The following is a 25,067-nucleotide window of genomic DNA, read 5'->3' as shown; positions in this document are numbered from 1 at the left end:
TTGTCGGGGCCGCTTTGCGGCCCTATCGCGACGCAAGGCCGCTCCCACATTGTCCGCGTAGAGCGGGCCTCTAGCGGGCCTTCACCGTCATCTCCCCTTGCCCATCGCCCACGGCCTGCAGGTTCGGCCGATACATCGACTCGACCTGCGGCGGCGGCACGCGGTAGGTGCCCGGGGTCACTGCTCGCGCCAGGTACAGCAGGTGGGTGGTGCCATAGCCGTCAAGCTTGAGCGCGGCAACATAACGGTCATCACGGTACTCCTGATGCACCACGCTGGCATTCTGCATCGACTCGCGCCACGCCTTCACTGCACTGCTGGCGTTGTCCAGGCTGGCGGCGCTTTGAGCCAGGTTCTGGTTTTCCAGCTCCAGGCCGGCCGGCAGCAGGTCCACCACCAACGCATCCGGCACGCGGTCCTCAGCTTTGAGCGCCAGGTGCACCAGCACAAGGTCGCCACTGCGCAGGTTGTGCAGGTCCAGCGGCTGGCCATTCATGCCCAGGTACTCTCTGTGAATCTGCAGGCCGTTGCCGCCAGCAGCAGGTGCCTGTCGTGGGTAGCCGGACAAGGTCAGTTGCTGGTACAGCGTCTCGTTGCCTTCATTCTGCACGCTCAGAGGCGAGGCCAGTAACGGGCCTTCCAGCTTCATACCGGCCTCGGCATTGTTCAACGCGCGTACTTCACCCGCGCTGTCCAGGCGTGCCTGCCACTGGCCTTCCGGCTTGCCCAGCAGGCCACGGCCAGCGAGGAACAGTGCATTGCGCTCTTGGGTCGACAGCCAACGGTTGGCCGCCAGTTCATCCGACAAGGCGAACAGGCGCTGATCGACCTGGCTGCTGGCCAGGTTGCTTTCCTGCAGCAGCGCCAGGATCAGTGCCTGGTCACGCAGGGCGCTGCCATAATCGGCCAGCCAGCCTTTGCCACGGCTGATGCCCAGGCCCGCCTGCAAGGCTTGCTCGGCACGCGGTTTGTCGCCCATTTTGTCCAGCGCCACTGCCAGTTGTACCAGCGGCAGACCGGAGCGGGCATCAGCGCGACGTTCGAACAGCCCGCGCAGGGCACCCAACGGCGCCTGCTGGCTGCGCGACAGCACCAGCGCCGCGTAGGCCTGCACCGCAAAGCGCGTGTGGTCGGCATTTTCGCTGTAGTCCACTTCGATCAGGTTGCGTTCCTGCAGGTAACGCAGCAGGCGCTCACTGGCCTTCTTCAATGCCTCGGCGGGTACGCCATACCCTTGGTCACGGGCACGCAGCAGGAAGTCAGTCACATAGGCGGTCAGCCAGTACTCTTCCTCGCTGTCCGAACTCCACAGGCCAAAGCTGCCGTTGTAGCGCTGCATCCCCAGCAGGTGCTCGATGCCCATTTCGATCTTGCGTTTGCGCACATCCGCCGGCTCGCCCTTGATGCCAAGGCGCTTGAGGCTGTCGGCATCGGCGTACAGCGAAGGGTACAGGCCGCTGGTGGTCTGTTCGAGGCAGCCGTAGGGGTAGGCTTGCAGCGCGCGAATCTGCTCGGCAAGGTTCAGCGGCGGCCGGCTCGACAAGGCCAGGCTGGCTTCCAGGCCTGCGGGTTCGAAGGCGGCCAGGTCTGCTTCGGGCAGAGTCCACGGCTGGTCCTTCAAGGCCACACGGTAGTGCTTGAGCATTGCCGGGTAGGCCGGGCGCACGCCCAGCGTCCACTCACGTTCGAACGCATTGACCGGCTCGTTCGGCAGTTGCAGGCCCGTCACCCGGACATGCACCTTGCCCTGCCCCAGCCCCCCCTGGGCCTGCACCGGAATCATCAGCGTCGAGCGCTGCCCTTCGGCCAGGTTAACGCTCTGCACGGCATTGGCCGCCAGGCTCAGTTGCCCATCCGTGGTGATTTCGACGCTCAGTTGCTGGGCGCGGCCGGACAGGTTGGCCAGGTCCAGTGCCAGGCTGGTACGGTCGCCACCGGCCAGGAAGCGCGGGGCCGAAAGCTCGGCAATCAACGGCGCGGCGACCACGGTCTTGCCTTCGGCCATGCCGAAGTGCTCTTCGGTCCAGGCCTGCGCCATCAGCCGCAGTTCACCGTTGAAGTCGGGGATGTCAACCGTGGCCTGGCCCTCACCCTTGTCGTCCAGCGTCACCGGCAGGCTCTGCTGGGCGACGATGGTTACCGTAGTGTTGGGTCGCTTGCCCCCCTTGGCCATCGCTGCGTCACCACCGAACGCCAGGCTGGCCAGGCGGCCTTGGCCGGCCTCTATCAACTGGCCGTAGATGTCCAGTTGATCGGCACCATAGGCCTTGCGCCCGAACAGGCTGGCGAACGGGTCGGGGGTTTTGAAATCGGTGATGTTGAGGATGCCCACGTCCACCGCCGACAACAACACATGCACCTGCTTGGGCACACTGCCATCGGCGTTGGCGGCCTTTACCTTCACTGTCAAAGGCTGTTTCGGGCGCATTTTTTCCGGCGCCTGCAGGCTCAGCGCAAGCTTGCGCTCGGCGCGGTCCAGCGGCAGGTGCAGCACGCCCACGGCGCGCTTGGGCGTGGCATTGGCCTTGCGCTCACCAGGGCGGATAACCAGCGCGCTGATGTACAGGTCGTGACGGGCCCAGGCCTTGTCCAGTTGCACGTCAAAGGTCTTGCCCTCGGCGGGCACATCGATCTCCTGCCACCACAGCGGGCCATCGCTGGACTCGATCATCAGGTAGCCGCTACCCGCAGCGGGCGGGGTGACGGTGACCTTGGCAGTAGCGCCATCGGTGTAGGAGGGTTTGTCCAGCGCCAGCTTGACCTGGTCCGGCCGCACCGCGCCGCCCTCAGCGTTGTCCTGGGCACGGTAGCCGGCCCAGAAGCGCTCACTGGACACCAGACCGGTTTGCGGGTCTTCGACCTCGACGCGGTACGGGCCCCACTCAACCTGGAAGCTGAGTTTGGCGGTGGAACCTGCCTTGACGCTGATCGTCTCTTCGTTCTGGGTCAGGAACTTCTCGTTGTAGGCGTAGCTCCAGCCGTCGCTTTGCGAGTAATTCCAGTAGTAATCGCGGCGTTCGCGAACAAGGCGCACCTTAAGCGCGTCGGCCGCCAGTTTGTTACCGTCGCGGTCGGCCACCAGGAATTCGAATTCCACGGGCCCGTCGCTATCGGTCTCCTCACCTTCGAACAGGCCTCGCAGGCCCGGCAGGCGCTCAGCCGGCCAGATAGGCTGCTCCAGGCGCCGGGTGATCGGCCGGCCACCCGACTCCTGCAGGCTGGCCTGCACGGTCAGTTGCAGCGGAGAGCGGGCTTCGGCCCAACGGCTTTCGATATCGACCACCGCCTTGCCGGCCTGGTCAAGGGTGACTTCGTCCAGTTCCAGGTCCTGGTTCAGATCGGTTTCGGTGACCGAGCCGAACTGGTAGCCAGGCAACGCCGGTACTGCCTCGCGCAGCGGGCGTACATAGGCCTGACCGCTCAGGCGGTTGCCGGCGGCCGGCGCACCATAGAGGTAACGGCCATTGACCTGGATACGCGCATCTTCATCCGGCGAAAGCGGTGTGCTGCTGCCCTTGAGCTCCAGCGCCAGGCGCTCGGGCAGGAAGTCTTCAACGAGGAATTCATAGACCTGCTTGCGCCCGCCACCCAGGTCGAGCAGCAGTTGCCAACGGCCAGTCGGGGCCTCGGTGGCCAGTTGCAACTGGTATTGGTACAAGCCATTGCTGTCGGCTTCCCAGACGAACTTGCGGCTCACCTGTTCATCCGGGCGACGCACTTCCACGCTCACCGGCTGGGCTTTGACCGGCTTGCCGTCCTGGTCGCGCAGCAGGCCGTTGAGCAGCACCGTCTCACCCGGGCGGTACAGGTCACGCGGGCCGAAGATGAAGAACTGCAGCGGGTTGGCCTGAGGCCCGGTGATGTCGAATTCGGCCAGGTCCAGGGCTGCGGTGTTCAGGCGCAGCAGCGTGGTATGCACGCCCTGGGTGGCAATCAGGGTATCGGCCTTTGGCGTGATCGGCAGCTGGGCATGCCCCTTGCCATCGGTGGTGGCCTGGGCCAGCAGCTTGCCCTTTTCGTCATGGATTTCCAGGTTGACGCCGCTCAGCGCCTTGCCGCCTTCCAGGGCTTGCGCAAACACGTCGATACGGTCGCGGTAGCGGTGGGCCGACACGCCGATGTCGCTGAGGGTGAACAGGGTTGCCGGCTGAGAATAATCGTAGGTACCCGAGGCGCGCATCACTGCCAGGTACACCCCTGGCGCCTGCAACGGTTTGATGCCGGCAATCGGCAGCAACACGGTCTCGCGCGTGTTGCGCGCCGGGTTTAGATCGAAGCGGCCGCTGTAGACCAGCTCGGCCATGTCCAGGGTTTCCTTGGACTGGTAGTAGTACAGGCTGCTGTTGCGTCCCCAGTTGGCCAGGAAGGTCGAGAGCATGTCTGGCTTGACGCGGAAGAACTCGACATCCACTTTGTCGACGTTCAGGGCAATCACCGGCAGGCCTTCGGCCAGGCGGGTAGGCAGCAGCGAGCCGCGGCTGGCAAAGCCGATGGTCGGCTGCATGTCGCGGGTTTCCAGGCGGGTGATCGACTCGCTGTCCAGCTGCTTGCCGTTGACTGCCAGCAGCCCCTTGTCGACGGTCAGCACCAGCTTGCGCTGCGGCTCCAGGTGGCGCAGGCGCAGCTCCATCTGGTTGTCGGAGAGTTCCCAGGCGCCATCTAGCTTACCCTTGACGGTGTCGACCAGGTGCACCTTGGTAGCGAAGTCCTGCTTGGCATCCAGCGGTGCTGAGAAGCTGATCGACAGCGTTGCCGCGCCATCGAGCTGCACTTCCGATACGTCCAGCACCGTGAGTTCGCGGCCCTCGTAGCGCTTGGCGAGCACGGCCGGGTCCTCACGCTTGGGGGCGGGGGTTTCGGCGGGCGCGGGCGCCACGGTTTTCTCGACCGGCGCCGGTTTGCCCGGCGTGGAAGAGTCACAGGCACTGAGCAACGCCAGCGCGCAGGCCAGCAACAATCCTTTGTTGAACATGAGATAGGAACTCTTGGGCAGCGTGTACGTGAGGGCAGCAACTATAGCGCAACGTCAGGTGCAGCACCCGGCGTTGCGCGCCAGGTCAGACCATGGTCGCGCTAAATGGTTGCCTGGTCGTTACACTGTGGCCATTCGTTAAAGGGGCCGCATGGCGTCCCTTCGCGGGCTTGCCCGCTCCCACAGGTTTGGCGCCGGCCGCAAGAGCAACACTTTCCTGTGGGAGCGAGCAAGCTCGCGAAGGGGCACACAGCGGCCCCAAAATCTCATGGAATGCACATGCCCCAACTCGCTGCCGACTGGCGCCACCGCCCCACCCACCGCAAGGTCTGGGCGCTGGCCGCGCCGATGATCCTGTCCAACATCTCGGTACCGCTGGTGGCGCTGGTCGACAGCACGGTCATCGGTCATCTCCCGCACGCCCACCAACTGGGCGCCGTGGCCGTGGGCGCCACCTTGTTCACCTTCATGGTCGGCCTGATGGGCTTCCTGCGCATGGGGTCCACCGGCTTCGCTGCCCAGGCCGCCGGCCGTGGCGACGGTGCAGCGCTACGCCAGGTACTGGTGCAAGGGCTGCTGCTGGCGGTCGGCTTCGCCCTGTTGATCGGCCTGCTGGCCCTGCCCTTCAGCCAGCTGGCACTCCATGCGATGCAACCCAGCGCAGCCCTGCAGCAATCCACCGAAGACTTCTTCCATACCCGCCTGCTTGGCCTGCCTGCGGCGCTGGCCAGTTACGCGCTGGTCGGCTGGTTCCTCGGCACCCAGAACGCCAGGGCGCCACTGGCCATCCTGCTGACCACCAACCTGCTGAACATCGCCTTGAACCTGTGGTTCGTGCTGGGCCTGGACTGGGGTGTACTGGGCTCGGCGCGGGCGTCGGTAATTGCCGAATGGAGTGCCGCCCTGCTCGGTTTGGCCCTGACCCGCCCGGCCCTGCGGGCTTACCCGGGGCAGATCGTGTGGGCAGCGCTCAAGCGCTGGCAGGCCTGGAGGCCACTGCTGGCGGTGAACCGCGACATCTTCCTGCGTAGCCTGGCACTGCAACTGGTGTTCCTGCTGATCACCGTGCAGGGCGCGCGTCTGGGTGAAGCGACCGTGGCGGCCAACGCCCTGTTGCTCAATGGCCTGCTACTGACGGCCTATGCGCTGGATGGGCTGGCCCATGCGGTGGAGGCCTTGTGCGGCCATGCCATTGGTGCCCGTGACCGCGACACTTTGCGCCGCTCGCTGGTGGTCGCTTGTGGTTGGTCACTGATCACCAGCGTGGGGTTTGCCGGGCTGTTCCTGCTGGGTGGGCACCTGTTCATCGACTTACAGACTGATATCGACAGTGTGCGGGCGGCGGCTTATCCGTATTTGCCCTACCTGGCGTTGCTGCCGTTGATCGCGGTGTGGAGTTACTTGCTGGATGGCTTGTTCATCGGCGCGACCCGGGCGCGGGAAATGCGTAATGCAATGCTGGTTTCGGTGTTGATTGCGCTGCCGGTGGCACTGGCCATGAGCGGGTTGGGCAACCATGGGTTGTGGATGGCGTTTCTTGGGTTCATGGGGTTGCGGGCGGTGACGTTGGGGTGGGTTGGATGGAAACTGAAACTGGAGGGCAAGTGGGTCACAGGGCCCGGAAACACAATATGAAAAATATGCTCGATTGACTGCTTCCAAGCCTCAGGCCGATAAAGGCAGAACCCATGGAGGGGGCTCACACCAACGGCCTATGAGCAAGGAGCCATCATGTACCCTCCACCCGCGCCATCAGGTGTCTCAGTACTTAGCAACATGCACGCTGCAAGCAAAGAGCGTAACTACTTTAAAAATGGCGGCAGTGCTTTTCTAGTGTCGTGGTTCTATTCGAAGGTTCGTAATCGAGGCGAGTGGGATTACAAGCAACAGGGAAGGCAATATGAGGCTTTAGGTAATTTCAATTATGGTGCAACTGGAACTGCTGCTGGCCTTTCGGAGGAATTCCTGTTGAGGGGGGCGGGATGGGCACAGAGCCGCGCGGGGACCAGTAATTCAGCATTTGGATCATGGTGGGGCAGCTCCCCTTATGGCGACGACCCCGAGGATCAGGAATGGATCAAAAAAGGGATCGAATATGCCAAATCATACGGGTATTAGATGGCTGATTGCTTGCCTGCTTCTGCTTATCCTCGGTCAAACCCTATGGATCTTCTCCAGAGATGCAAGGCCTGTGTTGACCAAGATTGTTTCTGAAACTCCAATTGGCAAGCAGAGTGCCATTTATGAGGTGCTCAGCGATGCTGGTGGGGCGACAGTGCCGCTGACCTACTTGTACTTTGTGGCTGAAAAACAACAGCACGATGATCGGGTCTTGAAGGGCCTTGAAAGGCTGACGCCTTTCCTGGTCACTCGCCAATCGGGCGCCGTGCTGCACGTGGAGGGCCTGAAAATAACGGCGCGGACTGAGGAGCAGGTCTACAGCTATTCGAGTACCACTCTTCTCGAAGAGGGTGGCGCAGTATTGCCCATTACAATCGAACTCACCGCGACGGCTCACCGAGAGTGATAGTCAAAGGGGCCGCGCAACGGCCCCTTTGCATTTCAGGAGGACAGGTACGAAGACCGGGTCAACCCCAGGCGCAAGGCATCCAGATACTGGGTCCGCTCACGCGCAGTGATCTTGGCGCTGGCGACCTTGTCGCGGTAATGCGTCATCAACTCTTCCGGCGACAGGTGCACGTAGCGCAGCATGTCTTCGATGGTGTCGTGGGTTTCGATACCGGCGTGGTACACGCTGCCGTCGGCATTCTGGTAGATGTTCACCGAGTCGGTGTCACCGAACAGGTTGTGCATGTCACCCAGGATTTCCTGGTAGGCACCCACCAGGAACACGCCCAGCAGGTAATCTTCGCCTTCCTTCACCGCATGCACCGGCATGCTGGTTTCGATACTCTGCTCGTCAACGTACTGGTTGATCTTGCCGTCGGAATCGCAAGTCAGGTCCTGCAATACCGCACGCCGCATCGGCTCTTCGTCCAGGCGGTGCAGCGGGATGATCGGCAGGACCTGGCCGATGGCCCAGGTGTCTGGCAGGCTCTGGAACACCGAGAAGTTGCAGATGTACTTGTCGGCCAGCTTGTCGTTCAGCTCGTCCAACACCTGGCGGTGCGAGCGCTGGCGGGCTTTCAGCGAGTTGTGCAGACGGCGGCACACGGCGAAATAGCACTGCTCGGCCAAAGCTTTCTCGCCCAGGCTGATCTTGCCATCAGCGTACTGCGCGGCCACATCACCCATGTAGTGGGTGGCGCGCCAGTAGGTCTCGGTGACCATCTCGATGTCGGTCGGGCCAAGCAGGTCGACCAGCCACTGCACGGTCTCGGGCAGGGCTTCCTTGTTCTCGATGGTCGGTACGTCGTCATTGTGTTTCTCGACGTCGGTCACCTGGATCACCAGCATGGCGTGGTGCGCGGTCAGCGAACGGCCACTCTCCGAGAAGATGTGCGGGTGCGGCAGGCCCTGTGCGTCGCAGAACTCCTTGAGCATGCCCACCACCACGCCGGCGTAGTCGTCCATGTCGTAGTTGATCGAGCTGGCATTGCGCGAGTGAGTGCCGTCGTAGTCCACACCCAGGCCGCCACCCACGTCGATGTGGTCGACCGGCAGGCCCAGCGCACGCAGTTCGCCGTAATAACGGATGGCTTCCTTGAAACCGTGCTGGTAGTCAGCCAGGTTGGCGATCTGCGAACCCATGTGGAAGTGCAGCAGGCGGATGCCCTGATCCAGGCCCGCATCGCGGAAGCGCTGCACCACCGAAAGCAACTGGGCGGCGGACAAACCGAACTTGGACTTCTCGCCACCGGTGTCGGCCCACTTGCTCGAGGCCAGCGACGACAGGCGAACGCGCAGGCCAACCTGTGGTTTCACCTTGAGCTCGGCAGCCTCTTCGATCACCAGGGCCACTTCCGACTCTTTCTCGATGACGATGAACACATTGTGGCCAAGCTTCTGACCCATCAGCGCCAGGCGAATGAACTCACGGTCCTTGTAGCCATTGCAGACGATGGTGCCGCCCTTCGGCGCCAGCGCCAGCACTGCCAGCAACTCAGGTTTGGAGCCGGCTTCCAGGCCGATGGAAACGTTTTGCGTGGCGATGATGTTTTCCACCACCGCTTCCTGCTGGTTGACCTTGATCGGGTACAGCGCGGTGTACTGGCTCTGGTATTCCAGGCGCGCGATGTTGGCGTCGAAGGCACCGGTCAGCTGGCGCACACGGTCCTGCAGAATGTCAGGGAAGCGCACCAGCAAGGGCAGCGACAAGCCGCTCTGGCGCAGTTCGTCGACCTGTTCGAACAGGTCGATCGGAGCACTTTGAGGGCCGTTGGGGCGTACTTCGACGCGCCCGGCTTCATTGATCGCGAAATAGCCAGCGCCCCAATGGCGGATGCCATAAACACTGCGGCTGTCAGCCACGGTCCATTGGCTACCATCGTCTTTGCGTGTGCGTCGTACGGACATTCAAGTCCCCTATAAATAAGTCGAAGACACTGCCCGCAGGCAGCGGGGCGAGTGTAAAAGCTGAAAATGACGATTCATCCGTGCTCAGGCATAGACTCTGACCACGGGAACGAGTTTAGAAAGCGCTGGGCAAAAAATCGTGCGATGGCCTCAGCCGCCGGACTTTTTCGCCTTGAAACCCTGTTTGGTCAGCTCGCCGATCAACAGCTCGACATGGTCGCCCTGGATCTCGATAACCCCGTCCTTCAGGGCGCCGCCGGTACCGCAGCGGCGCTTGAGCGTGGTCGCCAGCTCCTTGAGCTGGTCGGGCGGCAGCGGCACGCCGGTGACAGTGGTCACGGTCTTGCCGCCACGGCCTTTGCTTTCGCGGCGCACGCGGGCAATGCCGTCGCCTTCGGGGATGATTTGCTGCTTGCAGGTGCAGGCGTCCACCGGCTGGCCACAGTCGGGGCAGTGCCGACCGGCGTCGGTGGAGTACACGAGACCGCCAAGGGCGGAAAAAGAAGAAGCTTTCTTGGCCACTTTTGTTCCTCGGTGCTGAGGACAAAAACTGGTCGTGCCTTGGGGTTGAGGCCGACCGCGAAGCCCCACTCTGGCAGGGGCGGCGCTACTGCTGCAAGAATTGCGGCAGCCCGAAAAGGGCGCGCAGTGTAACGATAAATACGCCGGTTGTGTAGGAGCGGGTTTACCCGCGAACAAGGGCAAAGCCCTTGCCCTGCGAAACGGGTGTCTGGGCCGGTATTTCGCGGGCAAACCCGAGCCTACAAAGTGGCCTTATAGCGCTGCAACGCCGCCAACGAGTCCGGGCAATAAGGCTTGCTCAGGCTTTCCTGCTCAGCCTGTTCCAGACCGATGAAGCGCGCCTCGATCACCTCTTCCGGCTGCAACCGCAACGGCGCATCCGACACCGCCGAATACACCGCACACCACAAGCGGTTATCCGGCTGGTCGAAGTAGAACCGCTCGTGAAAGCGCAGCTCGGCGCCCTCGATGCCCAGCTCTTCGGCCAGCTCGCGCGCGGCCGACTCGGCATACGCTTCCCCAGCCGTGACCATGCCGCCCGCCGCCACATCCCAATACCCGGGGTACAGCGCCTTGCTCAGGGTACGCCGGTGTACACACAATTCACCGGCACTGTTGAACAGCAGAATGAACGTGCAGCGACCGATCAGGCCACGCTCGCGCAGCTCGGCACGGGGCAAGGCGCCCAGTACCTGGTCGGTTTCGTCCACCCAGGTGACCAGCTCGCGGTCGGAAGCCGCCCGATGGGCGGCCTCGGTTGGGCTGATAGCCATCATCAACCCTGCGACAGCAGCTGACGCAGATCGATAACCGCAGCGTTGGCCCGGGAAATGTAGTTGGCCATGACCAACGAGTGGTTGGCCCACATGCCGAAGCCACTGCCGTTGAGCACCATCGGGCTCCACAGCGGCTCTTGCGAGGCCTCCAGCTCACGGATGATCTGACGCACGCTGACGGTGGCATTCTTCTTCGCCAGCACGTCGGCGAAGTCCACCTCGATGGCTCGCAGCAGGTGCGACAGCGCCCAGGCTTGGCCACGGGCTTCATAGAACACGTTGTCGATCTGCAGCCATGGGGTTTCCACCAGCTCCTCATCCACCTGCGGCGCCTGGCCGGCAACGACCGACTCGGTCTTCAGCGTGGTGTTGAGCTTGACCCGGCCAACGCTGGCCGACAGGCGCTGCGACAGCGAGCCCAGGCGGGTGGCCACGTCACCCAGCCAGTTGTTCAGGTTGTCGGCGCGGGTATAGAAGATAGCGCCCTTGTCGCCGGCAGCCAGACGGGTCTGGTAGCGGGTCAGCGACTTGATGCCCTCTTCGAACTCCGACTCGCTCGATGGCAGAATCCAGCTCTTGTTGTCGAAGTTGAAGCGCGGCTCGGCCTTGGCCAGGTCGGCGTCTTCGGTGGACTGCGACTGCGAACGGGCGAAGTCTTTACGCAAGGCACGGGACAGGTCACGGACCTGGACCAGCACGCCATATTCCCAGCTTGGCATGTTGTCCATCCACAGCCCTGGCGGGAAGCGGTCGTTGGAAATGTAGCCGCCCGGCTTGTTCAGCAAGGTACCGGCCACGGTCTTGAGGGTTTCGACGGTGGTATAGCCCACCACCATCTGCTGGCCAGTACGTTCGGCTGCGGCCTGGGCATTTTGCTGCACCGGGAACAGAGCAGGCTCCTGGCTCCAGTACCAGCCCAGGCCGATACACACCAGCAGGTACAACCCGATCAGGGTCCCCAGGGCACGGCTCCAAAGGCCGCCAAGGTAGCTACGGGCGGCAGCGCCGCGCCCGTCGACACGCTCACGGGGCTCGGCTTTGGCCTCGCGGTTTTTCCAGTCCAGCATGGCTTTGTCCTTAATCAGTCACGACGGTTCAGGGGCTTTGACCACAGGCCTGCGCTAGCGTGCCACGGGAAGCCCGAATGGCTGCACTATAAAGCAGACACCACCGTACGCATAAGCGACCATTCAGTCAGCAACTGAATATTCGTTCTGCCCGCTTTGTTGACGCAGGGCACTCACGCACGTGAAAAGAGCTGCTAGCATAGAGCCATCATTGCCCCTGCACATCCCAACCTATAAGTAGCCAGGACATGAGCCAAGCAGTCGAGCCGAGCCCGCAGTGCCCCGTCCAACAGCTGACGCGTAACGGCCTGCGCAAGGACGACCCGCTCGACCCGCTGCTGCTGCCCGTGCGCAAACCGGTGTACATCCTGCTGCAGGACCACGAGCGTGCCCAGCGCCTGGCCCAGCAACTGGAATTCTTTGGCCTGGTGGTGCAAGCGTTGCCCAGCACAGCGGCGTTTCTCGCCTCGATCAGCGAGTACCCGCCTTCGGCCATCATCATGGATGTCGACTTCACCGGCGCCGGCCTGGGCTTGCTGCTGGCCGCCCAAGTGCAGCAGGGCCTGGCACGCGCCATTCCGTTGCTGTTCTTCAGCCATCACGAAGCCGACACCCCGACCCGCCTTGCCGCAGTACGCGCCGGTGGTCAGGACTTTCTCACCGGCAGCCTGGAAGCTTCCAGCTTGCTGGAAAAGGTCGAACTGCTGACCAACACCGCCCCGCACGACCCGTTGCGCGTGCTGATCATCGACGACTCGCGCACCCAGGCCCTGTACACCGAGCGTGTACTGGCCGGCGCCGGCATGCTCACCCGCAGCCTGACCGACCCGATCCGCACGATGGCCGAGCTTGCCGACTTCCAGCCTGACCTGATCATCCTCGACCTGTACATGCCGGCCTGCACCGGCCCGGAGCTGGCCAAGGTAATCCGCCACAGTGACCGTTATGTGAGCGTGCCGATCATCTACCTGTCTGCCGAGGACGACCTGGACAAGCAACTGGATGCCATGAGCGAAGGCGGTGATGACTTTTTGACCAAGCCGTTTCGCTCACGCCACCTGATCACTACCGTGCGCAACCGCGCCGCCCGCGCCCGCCATTTGAAGGCACGCATGGTCCGCGACAGCCTGACCGGGCTGTACAACCACACCCATATCCTGCAGCTGCTGGAAGACTGCAGCTTCCGCGCCCGCCGTGAGCAGCAGCCGTTGAGCTTTGCCATGCTCGACATCGACCACTTCAAAAAGATCAACGACCGCCACGGCCACCCCATGGGCGACCGAGTGATCAAGAGCCTTGCCCTATTCCTCAAGCAGCGCTTGCGCAAGACCGACTTCATTGGCCGCTACGGTGGCGAAGAGTTTGCCATCGTCATGCCCAATACCGCGCTGGACGCCGCACACAAGGTGCTGGACGAAATTCGCCGGCGCTTTGCCGAAATTCTCTACCCGGCGCAGCCGCGGGATTTGCAATGCACCTTCAGTGCAGGGGTGGTGCAACTGGACGAGGGGCTGGATGCACTGACCATGGCCAGTGCAGCGGACGAGGCGCTGTACCGGGCCAAGCATGCGGGGCGTAATTGCGTCGTTCGTGTAGAGCCCTGAGATTCGCACTCACTGTGCCAGCCACACCAATAGAGGCACTGTGCCACTTTTTTTTTTGACACCAAGCCCCCGGCGTCATCACCCCGTCACAAAATCGCAATAACTTCAGGCGCCTACCTCTCACCTGCGCAGGAAATTCGCGGCTATGCGCCTGAAGTGGCTGACCAATTTCAACACCCTGTTGCTGGTGACCGTGTGTATCGCCTTGGGCGCCACCCTGTGGTGGTCGCAGCGCGCCCTCGAGCGCCCCTACCAGCTGATGGAGCGCTATCTGGGCCTGTCTCAGCAGTTCCAGAACCAGACGGCGCGCAATATCCAGGCCTACCTGGGCAGTGGCGATGCCCTGCGTCAGGCCGCAGCCATGGAGGCGACCCAGCAGTTGCAGGCCGCACTGACGGATTGGCCCGTAGAGCTGGCCGAGAAGTTGCGCCCCAGCCTGGATAGCCTGCAGGCCTTCACCGCCAACGAACTGCTGGCCGCCGGTAAGCTGGCCGGTGACCCACAAGCCCTGCTGCTGCAAGCCGAGCGGGAGCTGGGGGCGAACTTCGAGCAGATGGCCAGCTATGCCCGCGACAGTGGCAACGCCGAGGCCAATCGCTACTTGCTGCCCTTGCTCGACGCCACCCTGCACCTGGGGCGGCTGTCATTGGCTCGCGACAAGCTGGTCAGCAGCGGCCGCCCGGAGCTGGCCGACGAGGTGGAGCGCGAGCTGCAACTGATCCGCGCCCAGGCCCAAACGGTCGACGGCCTGCCACTGCTCGGCGTAACCCGCACTGCCGAATCCGGTGCCGACGACTTCGCTGCAATGATGGGCCTGGAATCCCGGGCCAGTGCCCAGCAGGAAGACATTGCCGTAGGCCTGAAGCGTGAATTGCAAAGCCTGCTCAACCGCTACCCGGCCGAACTGCAACGCACCCGCGAACAGATCGAGCGCCGCGTCGCGCTGGCCACCACCACCGGCCAGCACCTGGAAGCCGTACAACAGGCCATCGCCGCGCTGGAACCCGAAGTGCGCGGCCAGCATGCGAAAATCGCTGCCGAGGTGCGCATTATCCAAGGCCTCATGATCGGCCTGATCCTGCTGATCGCCCTACTGATCGACACGCTGCAACGGCGCCTGGCCCGTACCCTGACCGGACTGGCCCCGGCCCTGTCGTGCTGGGCCGAGGGCGACTTCGCCCAAGCCATCGCCCTGGGCAAGACCAACCGCGAACTGCACGACATCCAGGAGTCGCTCAACCGCCTGCGTCAGTACCTGGTGGAGCTGGTCGGCACCATCCGCCATAACGCCGAGCAGGTGGCCGGCAGCAGCCACGCCCTGGCCGGCATGAGCGCTGCGCTGCACGGCGGCGCCGAGCGCCAGGCCGGCGATACCGGGCAGATCCGCGATGCCTTGGGCGAGCTGGAAGCGACCATTCAACAAGTGGCTGGTGATGCCAGCGCAGCCGCCGAGGCCAGCCGCGATGCCGGGCGTGCGGTGGAACAAGGCCAGGCGGTAATCGGCCAAAGCCTGTCGGGCTTGCGTGAGCTGGTCGATGAAGTGCAAGGCAACGCCCGCATGATCGAACAATTGGCGGAGGAGTCGGCCACCATTGGCGGGGTACTGACGGTGATCCGCGCGATTGCCGAGCAGACCAACCTGCTGGCACTGAATGCCGCGATCGAAGCGGCCCGTGCCGGCGAGATGGGCCGTGGCTTTGCCGTGGTCGCCGATGAGGTACGCTCGCTGGCCCAGCGCACCACGGGGGCTACCGGCGAAATCCAGGCGTTGATCGACCGCTTGCAGCAGGCCGCCAGAAGTTCGGTGGCGGGGATGCGCGCGCAACTGGAACATGCCGAGGCCACGGCCAACCAAGCCCAGGCGGCGGATGGGGCACTGGATGAGATTGTCTGTGCCATTCGTACGATTGCCGATACGGCGGTGCGGATTGCCGATGTCACGGCGCAGCAGAGTGGCGCGGTGAGCGAGATTCGTGACCACAGCGAGCGGATTCACGCGTTGGGTGAAGACAACCTGCAGCGCATTGGCGAGGGGCGTGAACAGGGCGAACAGCTGCTGAGCCTGGGCGGTGAGCTGAACCGGGCCGTGCGAGCGTTCAGGGTCTGAGTCAGCGGGGTGGTCGCCAGGACAGGTGTAGCAGTTGGGTGGTGTTTGACGGGACATGTGCTGCGCCTGGGAGATCGAGCGCCGCCCGCGCGGCGCTTCGCGGGTAAACCCGCTCCTACGTTTGTTTCGGGCCAATTATTCCTGCGCATCCGTTATCATGCCGAGCACGTTCCACCTCGCGAGTCCGCCATGCGTCGCCTGTTTTTCATGCTGTTCCTGCTGCTGGCCAGCCCTGCCTTCGCCGCAGGCCTGCTCGACAACCGCCCAAGCGCCACCCTTGGCGCCGCTTCGCTGGCCAACAACGCCGACTTTCTGCCGGTACACGAGGCCTTCAAGCTCAACCTGGTCCAGGCCGATGCGCAAACCATCAAGCTGCGCTTCGTCGCCACCGATGGCTACTACCTCTACCGCCACCGCTTCCAGTTCCACACGGAACCGGCCGACATCACCCTGGGCACGCCGAACATCCCCAAGGGTGAGGCCAAGCACGATGAATTCTTCGGCGACGTCGAGGTGTACCACGGCGTGCTCGATATCGAGTTGCCACGCAAAGACCCACGCGCCTTCACCCTGCTGGTGGGCTACCAGGGTTGCGCCGACAAGGGCCTGTGCTACCCGCCGGAAACCGCACGCCTGAGTATCGATGGCGAGGGCGTTGCAAACACGCCAGCCACCCGCGAACACGGCTGGAACTGGAAGTCGCTGCTGCTGTTCTTCCTCGCTGGGGTCGGCCTGACCTTCACCCCCTGCGTCCTGCCAATGTTACCGATCCTTTCCGGTGTGGTGCTGCGCGGCCAGGTTGGTGGCGTGCGCGGCCTGGCGCTTTCGCTGGCCTACGTGCTGCCAATGGCCGCCAGCTTCGCGGTGCTCGGCGCACTGATGGGCCTGTTCGGCGCAAGCCTGAACCTGCAGGCGCGCCTGCAGTCGGCCTGGGTGCTGGTACCTTTCGCGCTGTTTTTCGTGGTGTTCGCCCTGGCCATGTTCGGCCTCTTCGAACTGAGGCTGCCCCAGGCCCTGAGCAACCGCCTGAACAACGTCGCCAACCACACCCGCGGCGGCTCGCTGCTGGGTGCAGCAGTGCTCGGTGTACTCTCCAGCTTGCTGGTTTCTCCATGTGTCTCGGCCCCCCTGGCCGGTGCCTTGCTCTATATCAGCGCCAGCGGCGATGCCCTGGGTGGCGCGCTCAAGCTGTTCACCCTGGGTTTGGGCATGGGTGCGCCACTGCTGCTGGTGGCCACCGGTGGCGCGGCCTGGCTGCCCAAAAGCGGCCCATGGATGAACACGGTGAAAAACGCCATTGGCGTACTGCTGCTGGGGCTGGCCATCGGTTTGCTCAGCCGTGTACTGCCAGGCCCTGTGACCTTGCTGCTGGTCGGTTTCCTCGCCGCGGGTGTGGCACTGTTCCTCGGCGCGCTGGAATTCGTCGTCAAGACGGCGGCCCAGCGCCTGGCGCAACTGCTCGGCCTGGCCTTGCTGGTGTACGCGCTGGCTTGCTGGTACGGCGCACTCACTGGCCAGGGCGACCCACTGCGCCCACTGCCGGGGGCGTCACTGGCCGCCAGCGGCAGCCTCCCGACGGCAAAAGCCGATGCCTGGCAGACCATCACCACACCTGATGCTCTGGACGCAGCCCTGGCGCAGGCCCAGGCCGCCGGCCAGCCAGTGCTGCTGGACTGGTACGCCGACTGGTGCATCAGCTGCAAGGTGATCGAGCATGAGGTGCTCAATGCACCGCAGGTGCAAACACAGCTGGCCGGCTTCAAACTGCTGCGTTTCGACATCACCGACAGTAATGCCGAGCAACGCACGCTGCTCGACCGCTACCAGCTGTTCGGCCCCCCCGCCCTGCTGTTTTTTGCTGCGAACGGCAGCGAAATTACCGCTGATCGGGTGATTGGCGAGATAAATGCCGGTGAATTTGCGCAGATTCTGACGCGCGTGCGCGGCAAAGTCGGTCTATAACTTCCCGCGAGCCGGGAAAAATCCTGAAATGAGTGACCGGATTTAATTATTCGGTCACATACTTCGCGCGAACCTCGGACATCGTGCTGGCTATTGCCGGGAACTGGACACTTGCCGTTGCTTTACGGCACACTCGCCGCGCTGTGTCGAATTGCCCTACAAATCCAAGGAATCCGCAGATGGCAACGCTACTGGTGCTCCACGGCCCCAACCTCAACCTGCTCGGTACTCGCGAGCCAGGCCACTACGGCGCCGTGACCCTGGCTCAGATCAACCAGGACCTGGAGCAACGCGCCCGCGCCGCAGGCCACCATCTGCAGTACCTGCAGAGCAATGCCGAATACGAACTGATCGACCGCATTCACGCCGCACGCAACGAGGGTGTGGACTTCATCCTGATCAATCCGGCTGCTTTCACCCACACAAGCGTCGCATTACGTGACGCATTGCTTGCGGTGAGCATCCCATTCATCGAAGTGCACCTGTCCAACGTGCACAAACGCGAACCGTTCCGTCACCACTCCTACTTTTCCGATGTTGCCGTAGGGGTGATCTGCGGTCTGGGCGCCAGCGGTTATCGCCTGGCCCTGGAGTCCGCGCTGGAACAACTGGCTGCCAACGCACAGCCCAAATGATGAAAACCCTGGCCTAAGTGGGCCGGGGTTCGAGAGAAACGTTTCAGATACGTTTTTTTGTATTTCGCCCCCTGACCGAACCTTTGGGAGTTGATGATTAATGGATATCCGTAAAGTCAAGAAACTGATCGAGCTGCTGGAAGAGTCTGGCATCGACGAACTGGAGATCAAGGAAGGCGAAGAGTCGGTCCGTATCAGCCGTCACAGCAAGACCCCAGCTGCCCAGCAGTTCTACGCACCGGCGCCTATGGCCGCCGCCCCTGCCGCTGCGCCGGTTGCCGCTGCTGCGCCAGCCGCCGAAGCCACTGCTGCCGCCCCGGCCCTGAAAGGCACCGTGATCCGTTCGCCAATGGTAGGTACCTTCTACCGCAAGCCTTCGCCGACCTCGCCTAACTTCGCTGAAGTTGGCCAGTCCGTGAAGAAAGGCGACACTCTGTGCATCGTCGAAGCCATGAAGATGATGAACCACATCGAAGCCGATGTTGGCGGTGTCATCGACGCCATCCTGGTAGAAGACGGCCAGCCGGTTGAGTTCGACCAGCCGCTGTTCACCATCGTTTGAATCGCGGAGAGCCAACGATGTCTGGGAAGCTCGAAAAAGTCCTGATCGCCAACCGCGGGGAAATTGCCCTGCGGATCCTGCGTGCCTGCAAAGAGCTGGGCATCAAGACCGTCGCCGTGCACTCCACTGCCGACCGTGAACTGATGCACCTGGGCCTGGCAGACGAGTCGGTCTGCATCGGCCCTGCATCGTCGAAGGATTCCTACCTGCACATCCCGGCGATCATCGCTGCCGCCGAAGTGACTGGCGCCACCGCGATTCACCCGGGTTACGGCTTCTTGGCTGAAAACGCCGATTTCGCCGAGCAGGTGGAAAAATCCGGTTTCGCCTTCATCGGCCCGAAAGCCGACACCATTCGCCTGATGGGCGACAAGGTTTCGGCCAAGGACGCGATGATCAAGTCGGGCGTACCGACCGTACCGGGCTCCGATGGCCCGCTGCCGGAAGACGAAGAAGTCGCCCTGGCGATTGCCCGTGACGTCGGCTACCCGGTGATCATCAAGGCCGCCGGTGGCGGTGGTGGTCGCGGCATGCGCGTGGTGCACAAGGAAGAGGACCTGATTTCCTCGGCCAAGCTCACCCGTACCGAAGCCGGTGCTGCCTTCGGCAACCCGATGGTTTACCTGGAGAAGTTCCTGACCAACCCACGTCACGTGGAAGTGCAGGTACTGTCCGACGGCCAGGGCAACGCCATTCACCTGGGCGACCGTGACTGCTCGCTGCAGCGCCGTCACCAGAAGGTCCTGGAAGAAGCACCAGCCCCGGGCATCGATGAGAAAGCCCGCCAGGAAGTGTTCAAGCGCTGCGTCGATGCGTGCATCGAGATCGGCTACCGTGGTGCGGGTACTTTCGAGTTCCTGTACGAAAACGGCCGCTTCTACTTCATCGAGATGAACACCCGCGTGCAGGTTGAGCACCCGGTGTCGGAGATGGTCACTGGCATCGACATCGTCAAGGAGATGCTGAGCATCGCCGCTGGCAACAAGCTGTCGTTCCGCCAGGAAGACGTAGTGATCCGCGGCCACTCGCTGGAGTGCCGGATCAACGCCGAGGACCCGAAGAAGTTCATCCCGAGCCCAGGCAAGGTGAAGCACTTCCACGCCCCGGGCGGCAACGGCGTACGCGTCGATTCGCACCTGTACAGCGGTTATTCGGTTCCGCCGAACTACGACTCGCTGATCGGCAAGCTGATCACCTACGGCAAGGACCGCGACGAAGCCATGGCGCGCATGCGCAATGCCCTGGACGAGATCGTCGTCGACGGCATCAAGACCAACATCCCGCTGCACCGCGACCTGGTGCGTGATGAAGGCTTCTGCAAAGGCGGCGTCAACATTCACTACCTCGAGCACAAACTGGCCAACCAGGAGTGATCGTGTAGTGTGATGTACCAGAACCCCGGCCCTGTGCCGGGGTTTTTATTGCCTGCCTGAAGCTGGGGCCGCGTTGCGGCCCTATCGCGACACAAGGCCGCTCCCACAGGTTGCGCGCGTGCCTCAGGACCGACGCCGTCCTTGTGGGCACCCCGGCTCTGTGCCAGGTTGTTTTATTGCCTGCCTGAAGCTGGGGCCGCGTTGCGGCCCTATCGCGACACAAGGCCGCTCCCACAGGGTGGACTGCCCCCCAAAAGTTGGACAGTTTTAAGCTGCAGCCTGAGCCCTGTACTCCACAGGGCTCAGGCCATTGAGCCTCAGCTTGATGCGATCATGGTTGTAGTAGTGAATGTACTCATCCAGACCCGCTCTCAGCTCATCAATGCTCTCGAAACGCTTCAGGTAGAAAAACTCAGACTTGAGCGTGCCGAAGAAGCTTTCCATGGCCGCGTTGTCCAGGCAATTGCCTTTTCGAGACATGCTCTGCTTTACCCCACATTCGCTTAGCTTACGGCGGTATTGCGCCTGCTGGTAATGCCATCCCTGATCCGAATGCAGCACGAGCTTCGGTTTCTCTCCCAGGCAATCGAGCGCTTTGCCAAGCATGTTCCCAACCAGGCTATAGCACGGGCGGCTGGCCATTTCGTAGGCCACGATTTCGCCGTTGTACAAATCCATCACGGGCGACAGATAGAGCTTCTGTTGAGCTACTTTGAACTCGGTTACGTCAGTCACCCACTTTTGGTTTGGGCGTTGAGCGATAAAATTTCGCTCCAGTACATTCGCTGCCACTTTACCGACGGTACCTCGATAGGAGCGATATTTCTTGGGGCGCACTACTGATTTCAATCCCTGCTCAGCCATCAGCCGTTCAATGACCTTCTTGTTCACCCGCTTTTCCTTCCTGATTACGAGTGCGATACGGCGATAACCATAAAGCCCTTTCTGCTCGTGGTAGACGCGATGCACCAATGCCTTGAGCTCAGCATGCCGATCTGGCTTCTGCTGAGCTTTGAGCTGGTAGTAGAAGGTGCTGCGCGCCAGCTCGACCAGTTGAAGGAGGTCAGGCAAAGGAAACCTGCGCTTGAGTTTGGAAACGATCAGGACTTTTTCCCGCGTGTTCGTTCCTTTTCCTCGCGCAGAGCCTTGAGCTCCTTTAGGACAGCATTCTCCATGCGCAGGTACTCAAGTTCAGCCATCAGCTGATCTCGAGACTTCTGATCATCATTGGTATCGGTGGGTTTGGCAGGCTTGATCTTCTTCGACACGTCGATTGGCTTTCTTGGCTTGATGGCAGTAGAGGGTGCAGGACTGCCACTGTAGTACTGCCGCTGCCAAATGCCTATCTGAGAAGACTGCCCAAGACCAAAGTGGGCAGCGGTCTGGCGCAGCGAAAGCCGATGCTCGTGCATATAGCTAAGCACCTGCTGTTTGAAATCACTGGTATAGCGCCGCCCATGCGAGCCTGGACCAATGCCATTATTGGCCTGATAACTGGCCACCCAGCGTCGAAGCAGGCTGAAATCGATACCTAAGTGTTGAGCCACCTTTCGGAAACCGTTGCTGCCATCCAGGTAGGCTGTGATCGCTGTGAGCTTGAATTGCTCGGTGTACTTACCCATAGATCCCCCAAGGGTTGGATTGGTGTCCAACTTCTTGGGGGCAGTCCAGGGATCGCGCCCGCTTTTAGAAATTGAGCAAGACAGTTGCTCCCACAGGTTGCGCGCATGCCTCAGGACTGACGCCGTCCTTGTGGGAGCGGCCTTGCGTCGCGAAAGGGGCGCAGCGCGCCCCCAGGGCTCTACCCCTTCATCCGCGGCATGTCGATGCGATGCTCATGCACTCGCCGATAAAGCGTCGCCCGCGAAATACCCAAAGCCCGCGCCGCATCAGCCGGCTTCCAGCGATGGCGAATCAGCGCGTCCAGCAACAACTGCCGTGCCGGGCACGACACCCCGCTTTCAGCCGAGCCAACCGCTTCACCGCGCACCTCCTGCGGCAGATCCTGAAGCCGCACCTGCCCGCCTTCACTCACCGCACAGGCATACCGCAACACCTGCCGCAGTTGGCGCAAATTGCCCGGCCAGCGATAAACCAACAGCGCCTGCAGCGCGTCATCCGCCAACACCACCTCCACCCCGCAGGCCGCCGCCTCTTCGGCCAGCAACTGGTGAATCAGCCCCAGCCGGTCATCACGCTCACGCAAGGGGGGTAGCTCGAAACGGGCATTGGCCAGGCGGAAGTACAAGTCTTCACGAAATCGCCCGTCCTCCACCATCGCCGCCAGATCGCGATGGGTCGCACAGATCACCTGAATATCCACCCGCTCCCGCCGCGCCGCACCCAGCGGCGCCACCTCGCCCTCCGCCAGCACCCGCAGCAGGCGGGTTTGCAGGTTCAGCGGCATGTCCCCGATCTCGTCGAGGAACAGCGTGCCGCCATCGGCCTGCTGCAACAGCCCTTGCATGCCTTTGCTGGAAGCACCGGTGAAGGCCCCGGCCACATAGCCGAACAACTCGCTCTCGATCAGGGTTTCCGGAATGGCCGCGCAGTTCAGGGTAACGAACGGGCCATCACAGCGCTGGCTTTGCTGGTGCAGCTGGCGGGCGAATACCTCCTTGCCGGCCCCGGTCTCACCCAGTACCAGCACCGCCAGGTTGCAGTCCTTGACCCGCGTGGCCAACCGCAGGTGTTGCTCGATACGGGTGTCCTGGGCCTGGCGCAAAGGCTGCGCACGCTGGCGTTGCTGCGGTGCGCTGACCCGGCCATACAAACCGCCCAGACCAGGCAGGCGCTGGGCGGACGACGCGCTCACCCGGCGCAGTTGGTCGATGTCGAACAGTTCGCCAATATGCTCAGGCAAGCGCCCCAGGCGCTCCACCAGCCGTTGCCGCGCCAGGCTGTTGATTGCCTGCAAACGGCCATCGGCATCCCAGGCCAGCAGGTAATCGGGTTGGCTCTCCACATAGCCCGGCGTGCCATGCGCGCGCATCACCCAGTGGCCCTGGGCGCTGTGCATGAAGAAAGCGTTTTCGATCTCGCGGGCGGTCTGCTCGACCAGTTGGCGGATCAGGTGCTGGCTGCGCCGATCGTCCGGCGACTGCAAGGCCGACACATCGACCACGCCCAGCAGCTCGCCCAATGGGTCGAACACCGGCGCCGCTGTGCAGGTCAGGCCGATGAAGGCGGCGCGAAAGTGATCGCGCTTGTGCACCGTGACCGGGGCCTTGCTGGTCAGCACCGCCGCCACACCGCATGTGCCCTCCTCGCCCTCCGACCAGCAGGTCCCCAGATACAGCCCGGCCTTGCGACAGTCGTTGCGGATGGCCGACTCGACCCGGTAATCGATGGTGCGCCCCTGGGCATCGGTAAGCAGCACGCAGTAGTCAGCGCCGCGCACCCGTTCGTGCAAGCGCGCCACGGCATCGCTGGCGATGCGCAGGAACAGCTCGGCGCGTTCGCGGCATTCGTTGAGCAGGCTTTGGGAAAGGATCCGCGGCCCCTGCTGGGAACCGGGGTCGAGGCGGTACACATCCATGGAGCGGCGCCATGAATCGAGGATCAGCGGTGGTACCGGCGCCTGCGGCAGGCGGTCGGCATTCTTCAACACCCTGCTGACGCAGTCCACATGGGCTCGGGAGTTCGCGGCAAGCATTCAGGCCCTCCGGTTCTCGTTGCTGTTTTTATCGTTGTCCGGCCATTAAGCGCCTCTGGGCATGCCCCGACAAGCACTGTGTGATTACCGGCTGGCTTGAGACGCAGCGTCTCAGCGTCTCGGCAACGCCGGCCCGGCGCTGGCACCCGGCGTCTCGCCGCCACACCCGTGAAGACCTGCCCGAACACGACCAGAACCCTCTAGCCCGGCCACTTCAGCCATCGCGAAGAAAGCTGGCACCCCGCTTGCTCCTCCCCTTGCAAACAAAAATATGAGGTGCGCCATGCCGCTACCCGCCCCGATTGTCGGGATCATTGCCAACCCTGCCTCTGGCCGCGACCTGCGCCGCCTGACCGCCAATGCCGGGCTCTATTCGAGCACCGACAAGGCCTCGGCTATCCAGCGCCTGCTGGCCGCTTTCGGCGCCACCGGCATTGGCCAGGTGTTGTTGCCCAGCGACATGACCGGCATCGCTGCCGCAGTGCTCAAGGCCAGCCAGGGCCCAGGGGCCCGTGACCAGCACTGGCCGGCCATCGAGATCCTCGACCTGCCACTGACCCAGACCGTGGCCGATACCCGCCTGGCAACCCGGCGCATGGTCGAGCGCGGCGTGGCGATGATCGCCGTGCTGGGCGGTGATGGCACCCACAAGGCGGTCGCCGCCGAGGCCGCTGACGTGCCGCTGCTGACCCTGTCCACCGGCACCAACAACGCCTTCCCCGAACTTCGTGAAGCCACCAGCGCGGGCCTGGCCGGTGGCCTGCTTGCCAGTGGCCGGGTACCGGCCAGCATCGGCTTGCGCCGCAACAAACGCTTACTGGTGAACGTGCCTGAACAACAGCTGGCCGAATGGGCCTTGGTCGAGGTGGCCGTGTCGCCGCAGCGCTTCATCGGTGCCCGTGCGCTCAGCCGCAGCGAGGACCTCTGCGAAGTCTTCGCCTGCTTCGCCGAACCCCACGCCATCGGCCTGTCGGCCCTGTGCGGTCTGTGGTGCCCGGTGTCACGGCAAGACCCGCACGGCGCCTGGGTACGCCTGGCCCCCGACGCCGAACAGGCGCTGTTGGCGCCGTTGGCGCCCGGCCTGCTGCAAGCCTGCGGCATCTCCGCCTGCGGTCAGCTGACGCCCGGCGTCGCCCAGCGCCTGAGCCTCGCCAGCGGCACCCTGGCCCTGGACGGCGAACGCGAAATCGAATTTGCCGAGCATGACACCCCCACCATCACCCTCGACCACCAAGGCCCACTCAGTGTGGACGTCGAGGCCGTGCTGGCGCATGCCGCCCGCCACCACCTGCTGGCCGTCCCGCGCGGCCACCGGCTGCACCCTGCAAACCCGTGTTGAGACAACCCCGGAGAACA

Annotated in this window: 17 protein-coding genes; 10 read left to right on the top strand and 7 right to left on the bottom strand. The window is 63.1% G+C overall.

The window, feature by feature from the left end; genetic code table 11:
• Positions 1 to 70: 70 nt before the first annotated feature.
• Complete coding sequence (locus KW568_RS02850) at positions 71 to 4,972, bottom strand: alpha-2-macroglobulin (RefSeq protein ID WP_004577005.1); 4,902 nt, start codon at positions 4,970 to 4,972, stop codon at positions 71 to 73.
• A 279-nt stretch (positions 4,973 to 5,251) separates the two neighbouring features.
• Between KW568_RS02850 and KW568_RS02845 the strand changes: the two genes are divergently transcribed.
• From KW568_RS02845 to KW568_RS02835, 3 genes are all read left to right on the top strand, one after another.
• Complete coding sequence (locus tag KW568_RS02845) at positions 5,252 to 6,607, top strand: MATE family efflux transporter (protein WP_004577006.1); 1,356 nt, start codon at positions 5,252 to 5,254, stop codon at positions 6,605 to 6,607.
• Between the two features lie 96 nt (positions 6,608 to 6,703).
• Positions 6,704 to 7,090, top strand: coding sequence for a polymorphic toxin type 44 domain-containing protein (locus KW568_RS02840; RefSeq protein ID WP_172402827.1), 387 nt, complete (start codon positions 6,704 to 6,706; stop codon positions 7,088 to 7,090).
• Positions 7,068 to 7,499, top strand: a complete 432-nt coding sequence (locus KW568_RS02835; RefSeq protein WP_003255316.1) for a hypothetical protein — start codon at positions 7,068 to 7,070, stop codon at positions 7,497 to 7,499. The genes KW568_RS02840 and KW568_RS02835 overlap by 23 nt, the downstream gene beginning before the upstream one ends.
• A gap of 35 nt (positions 7,500 to 7,534) precedes the next feature.
• On the opposite strand, the gene speA is transcribed toward KW568_RS02835, so the two are convergent.
• From speA to KW568_RS02815, 4 genes are all read right to left on the bottom strand, one after another.
• On the bottom strand, positions 7,535 to 9,448 hold the full coding sequence (speA, locus tag KW568_RS02830; protein ID WP_003255317.1) for an arginine decarboxylase: 1,914 nt from the start codon (positions 9,446 to 9,448) through the stop codon (positions 7,535 to 7,537).
• Between the two features lie 150 nt (positions 9,449 to 9,598).
• A complete protein-coding gene (locus tag KW568_RS02825) occupies positions 9,599 to 9,970 on the bottom strand; it encodes a translation initiation factor Sui1 (protein ID WP_003255318.1) in 372 nt (123 codons plus the stop codon).
• A gap of 239 nt (positions 9,971 to 10,209) precedes the next feature.
• Positions 10,210 to 10,743 carry an NUDIX hydrolase gene (locus tag KW568_RS02820; RefSeq protein ID WP_003255319.1) on the bottom strand — a complete coding sequence of 178 codons (534 nt, stop codon included), beginning with the start codon at positions 10,741 to 10,743 and terminating at the stop codon, positions 10,210 to 10,212.
• A gap of 2 nt (positions 10,744 to 10,745) precedes the next feature.
• On the bottom strand, positions 10,746 to 11,813 hold the full coding sequence (locus KW568_RS02815) for a DUF2333 family protein (protein ID WP_003255321.1): 1,068 nt from the start codon (positions 11,811 to 11,813) through the stop codon (positions 10,746 to 10,748).
• A 248-nt stretch (positions 11,814 to 12,061) separates the two neighbouring features.
• Between KW568_RS02815 and KW568_RS02810 the strand changes: the two genes are divergently transcribed.
• From KW568_RS02810 to accC, 6 genes are all read left to right on the top strand, one after another.
• A complete protein-coding gene (locus KW568_RS02810) occupies positions 12,062 to 13,417 on the top strand; it encodes a diguanylate cyclase (protein WP_003255323.1) in 1,356 nt (451 codons plus the stop codon).
• Between the two features lie 145 nt (positions 13,418 to 13,562).
• On the top strand, positions 13,563 to 15,524 hold the full coding sequence (locus KW568_RS02805; RefSeq protein ID WP_004577007.1) for a methyl-accepting chemotaxis protein: 1,962 nt from the start codon (positions 13,563 to 13,565) through the stop codon (positions 15,522 to 15,524).
• Between the two features lie 189 nt (positions 15,525 to 15,713).
• Positions 15,714 to 17,486 (top strand): protein-disulfide reductase DsbD, encoded by a 1,773-nt coding sequence (locus tag KW568_RS02800; RefSeq protein ID WP_004577008.1) that lies wholly within the window; start codon positions 15,714 to 15,716, stop codon positions 17,484 to 17,486.
• Between the two features lie 179 nt (positions 17,487 to 17,665).
• A complete protein-coding gene (gene aroQ / locus KW568_RS02795; RefSeq protein WP_003255330.1) occupies positions 17,666 to 18,121 on the top strand; it encodes a type II 3-dehydroquinate dehydratase in 456 nt (151 codons plus the stop codon).
• A gap of 100 nt (positions 18,122 to 18,221) precedes the next feature.
• Positions 18,222 to 18,683, top strand: a complete 462-nt coding sequence (gene accB / locus KW568_RS02790) for an acetyl-CoA carboxylase biotin carboxyl carrier protein (RefSeq protein WP_003255332.1) — start codon at positions 18,222 to 18,224, stop codon at positions 18,681 to 18,683.
• 17 nt (positions 18,684 to 18,700) lie between these two features.
• Complete coding sequence (accC, locus tag KW568_RS02785) at positions 18,701 to 20,056, top strand: acetyl-CoA carboxylase biotin carboxylase subunit (protein WP_003255333.1); 1,356 nt, start codon at positions 18,701 to 18,703, stop codon at positions 20,054 to 20,056.
• Between the two features lie 267 nt (positions 20,057 to 20,323).
• Here the strand turns inward: accC and KW568_RS02780 are convergent.
• Both KW568_RS02780 and KW568_RS02775 read right to left on the bottom strand, forming a co-directional pair.
• Positions 20,324 to 21,678 (bottom strand): IS3 family transposase gene (locus tag KW568_RS02780; RefSeq protein ID WP_085983016.1). Its coding sequence is split into 2 segments (ribosomal slippage): positions 20,324 to 21,202 and positions 21,205 to 21,678, totalling 1,353 coding nucleotides; the frame shifts between segments, so codons are not numbered across the junction.
• Between the two features lie 179 nt (positions 21,679 to 21,857).
• The gene (locus KW568_RS02775) at positions 21,858 to 23,711 is read right to left on the bottom strand and encodes a sigma-54-dependent Fis family transcriptional regulator (RefSeq protein WP_003255335.1); all 1,854 of its coding nucleotides are present in this window, start codon (positions 23,709 to 23,711) and stop codon (positions 21,858 to 21,860) included.
• 283 nt (positions 23,712 to 23,994) lie between these two features.
• On the opposite strand from KW568_RS02775, the gene KW568_RS02770 reads away from it, so the two are divergent.
• The gene (locus tag KW568_RS02770) at positions 23,995 to 25,050 is read left to right on the top strand and encodes an ATP-NAD kinase family protein (protein WP_003255336.1); all 1,056 of its coding nucleotides are present in this window, start codon (positions 23,995 to 23,997) and stop codon (positions 25,048 to 25,050) included.
• The last annotated feature ends 17 nt before the right edge of the window (positions 25,051 to 25,067 follow it).

The organism is Pseudomonas sp. HD6515 (assembly GCF_024971855.1).
In the GTDB taxonomy this organism is placed as follows: domain Bacteria; phylum Pseudomonadota; class Gammaproteobacteria; order Pseudomonadales; family Pseudomonadaceae; genus Aquipseudomonas; species Aquipseudomonas alloputida.
The sequence above is the reverse complement of the archived record's forward strand: the minus strand, read 5'-3'. Positions and strand labels throughout refer to the sequence as shown.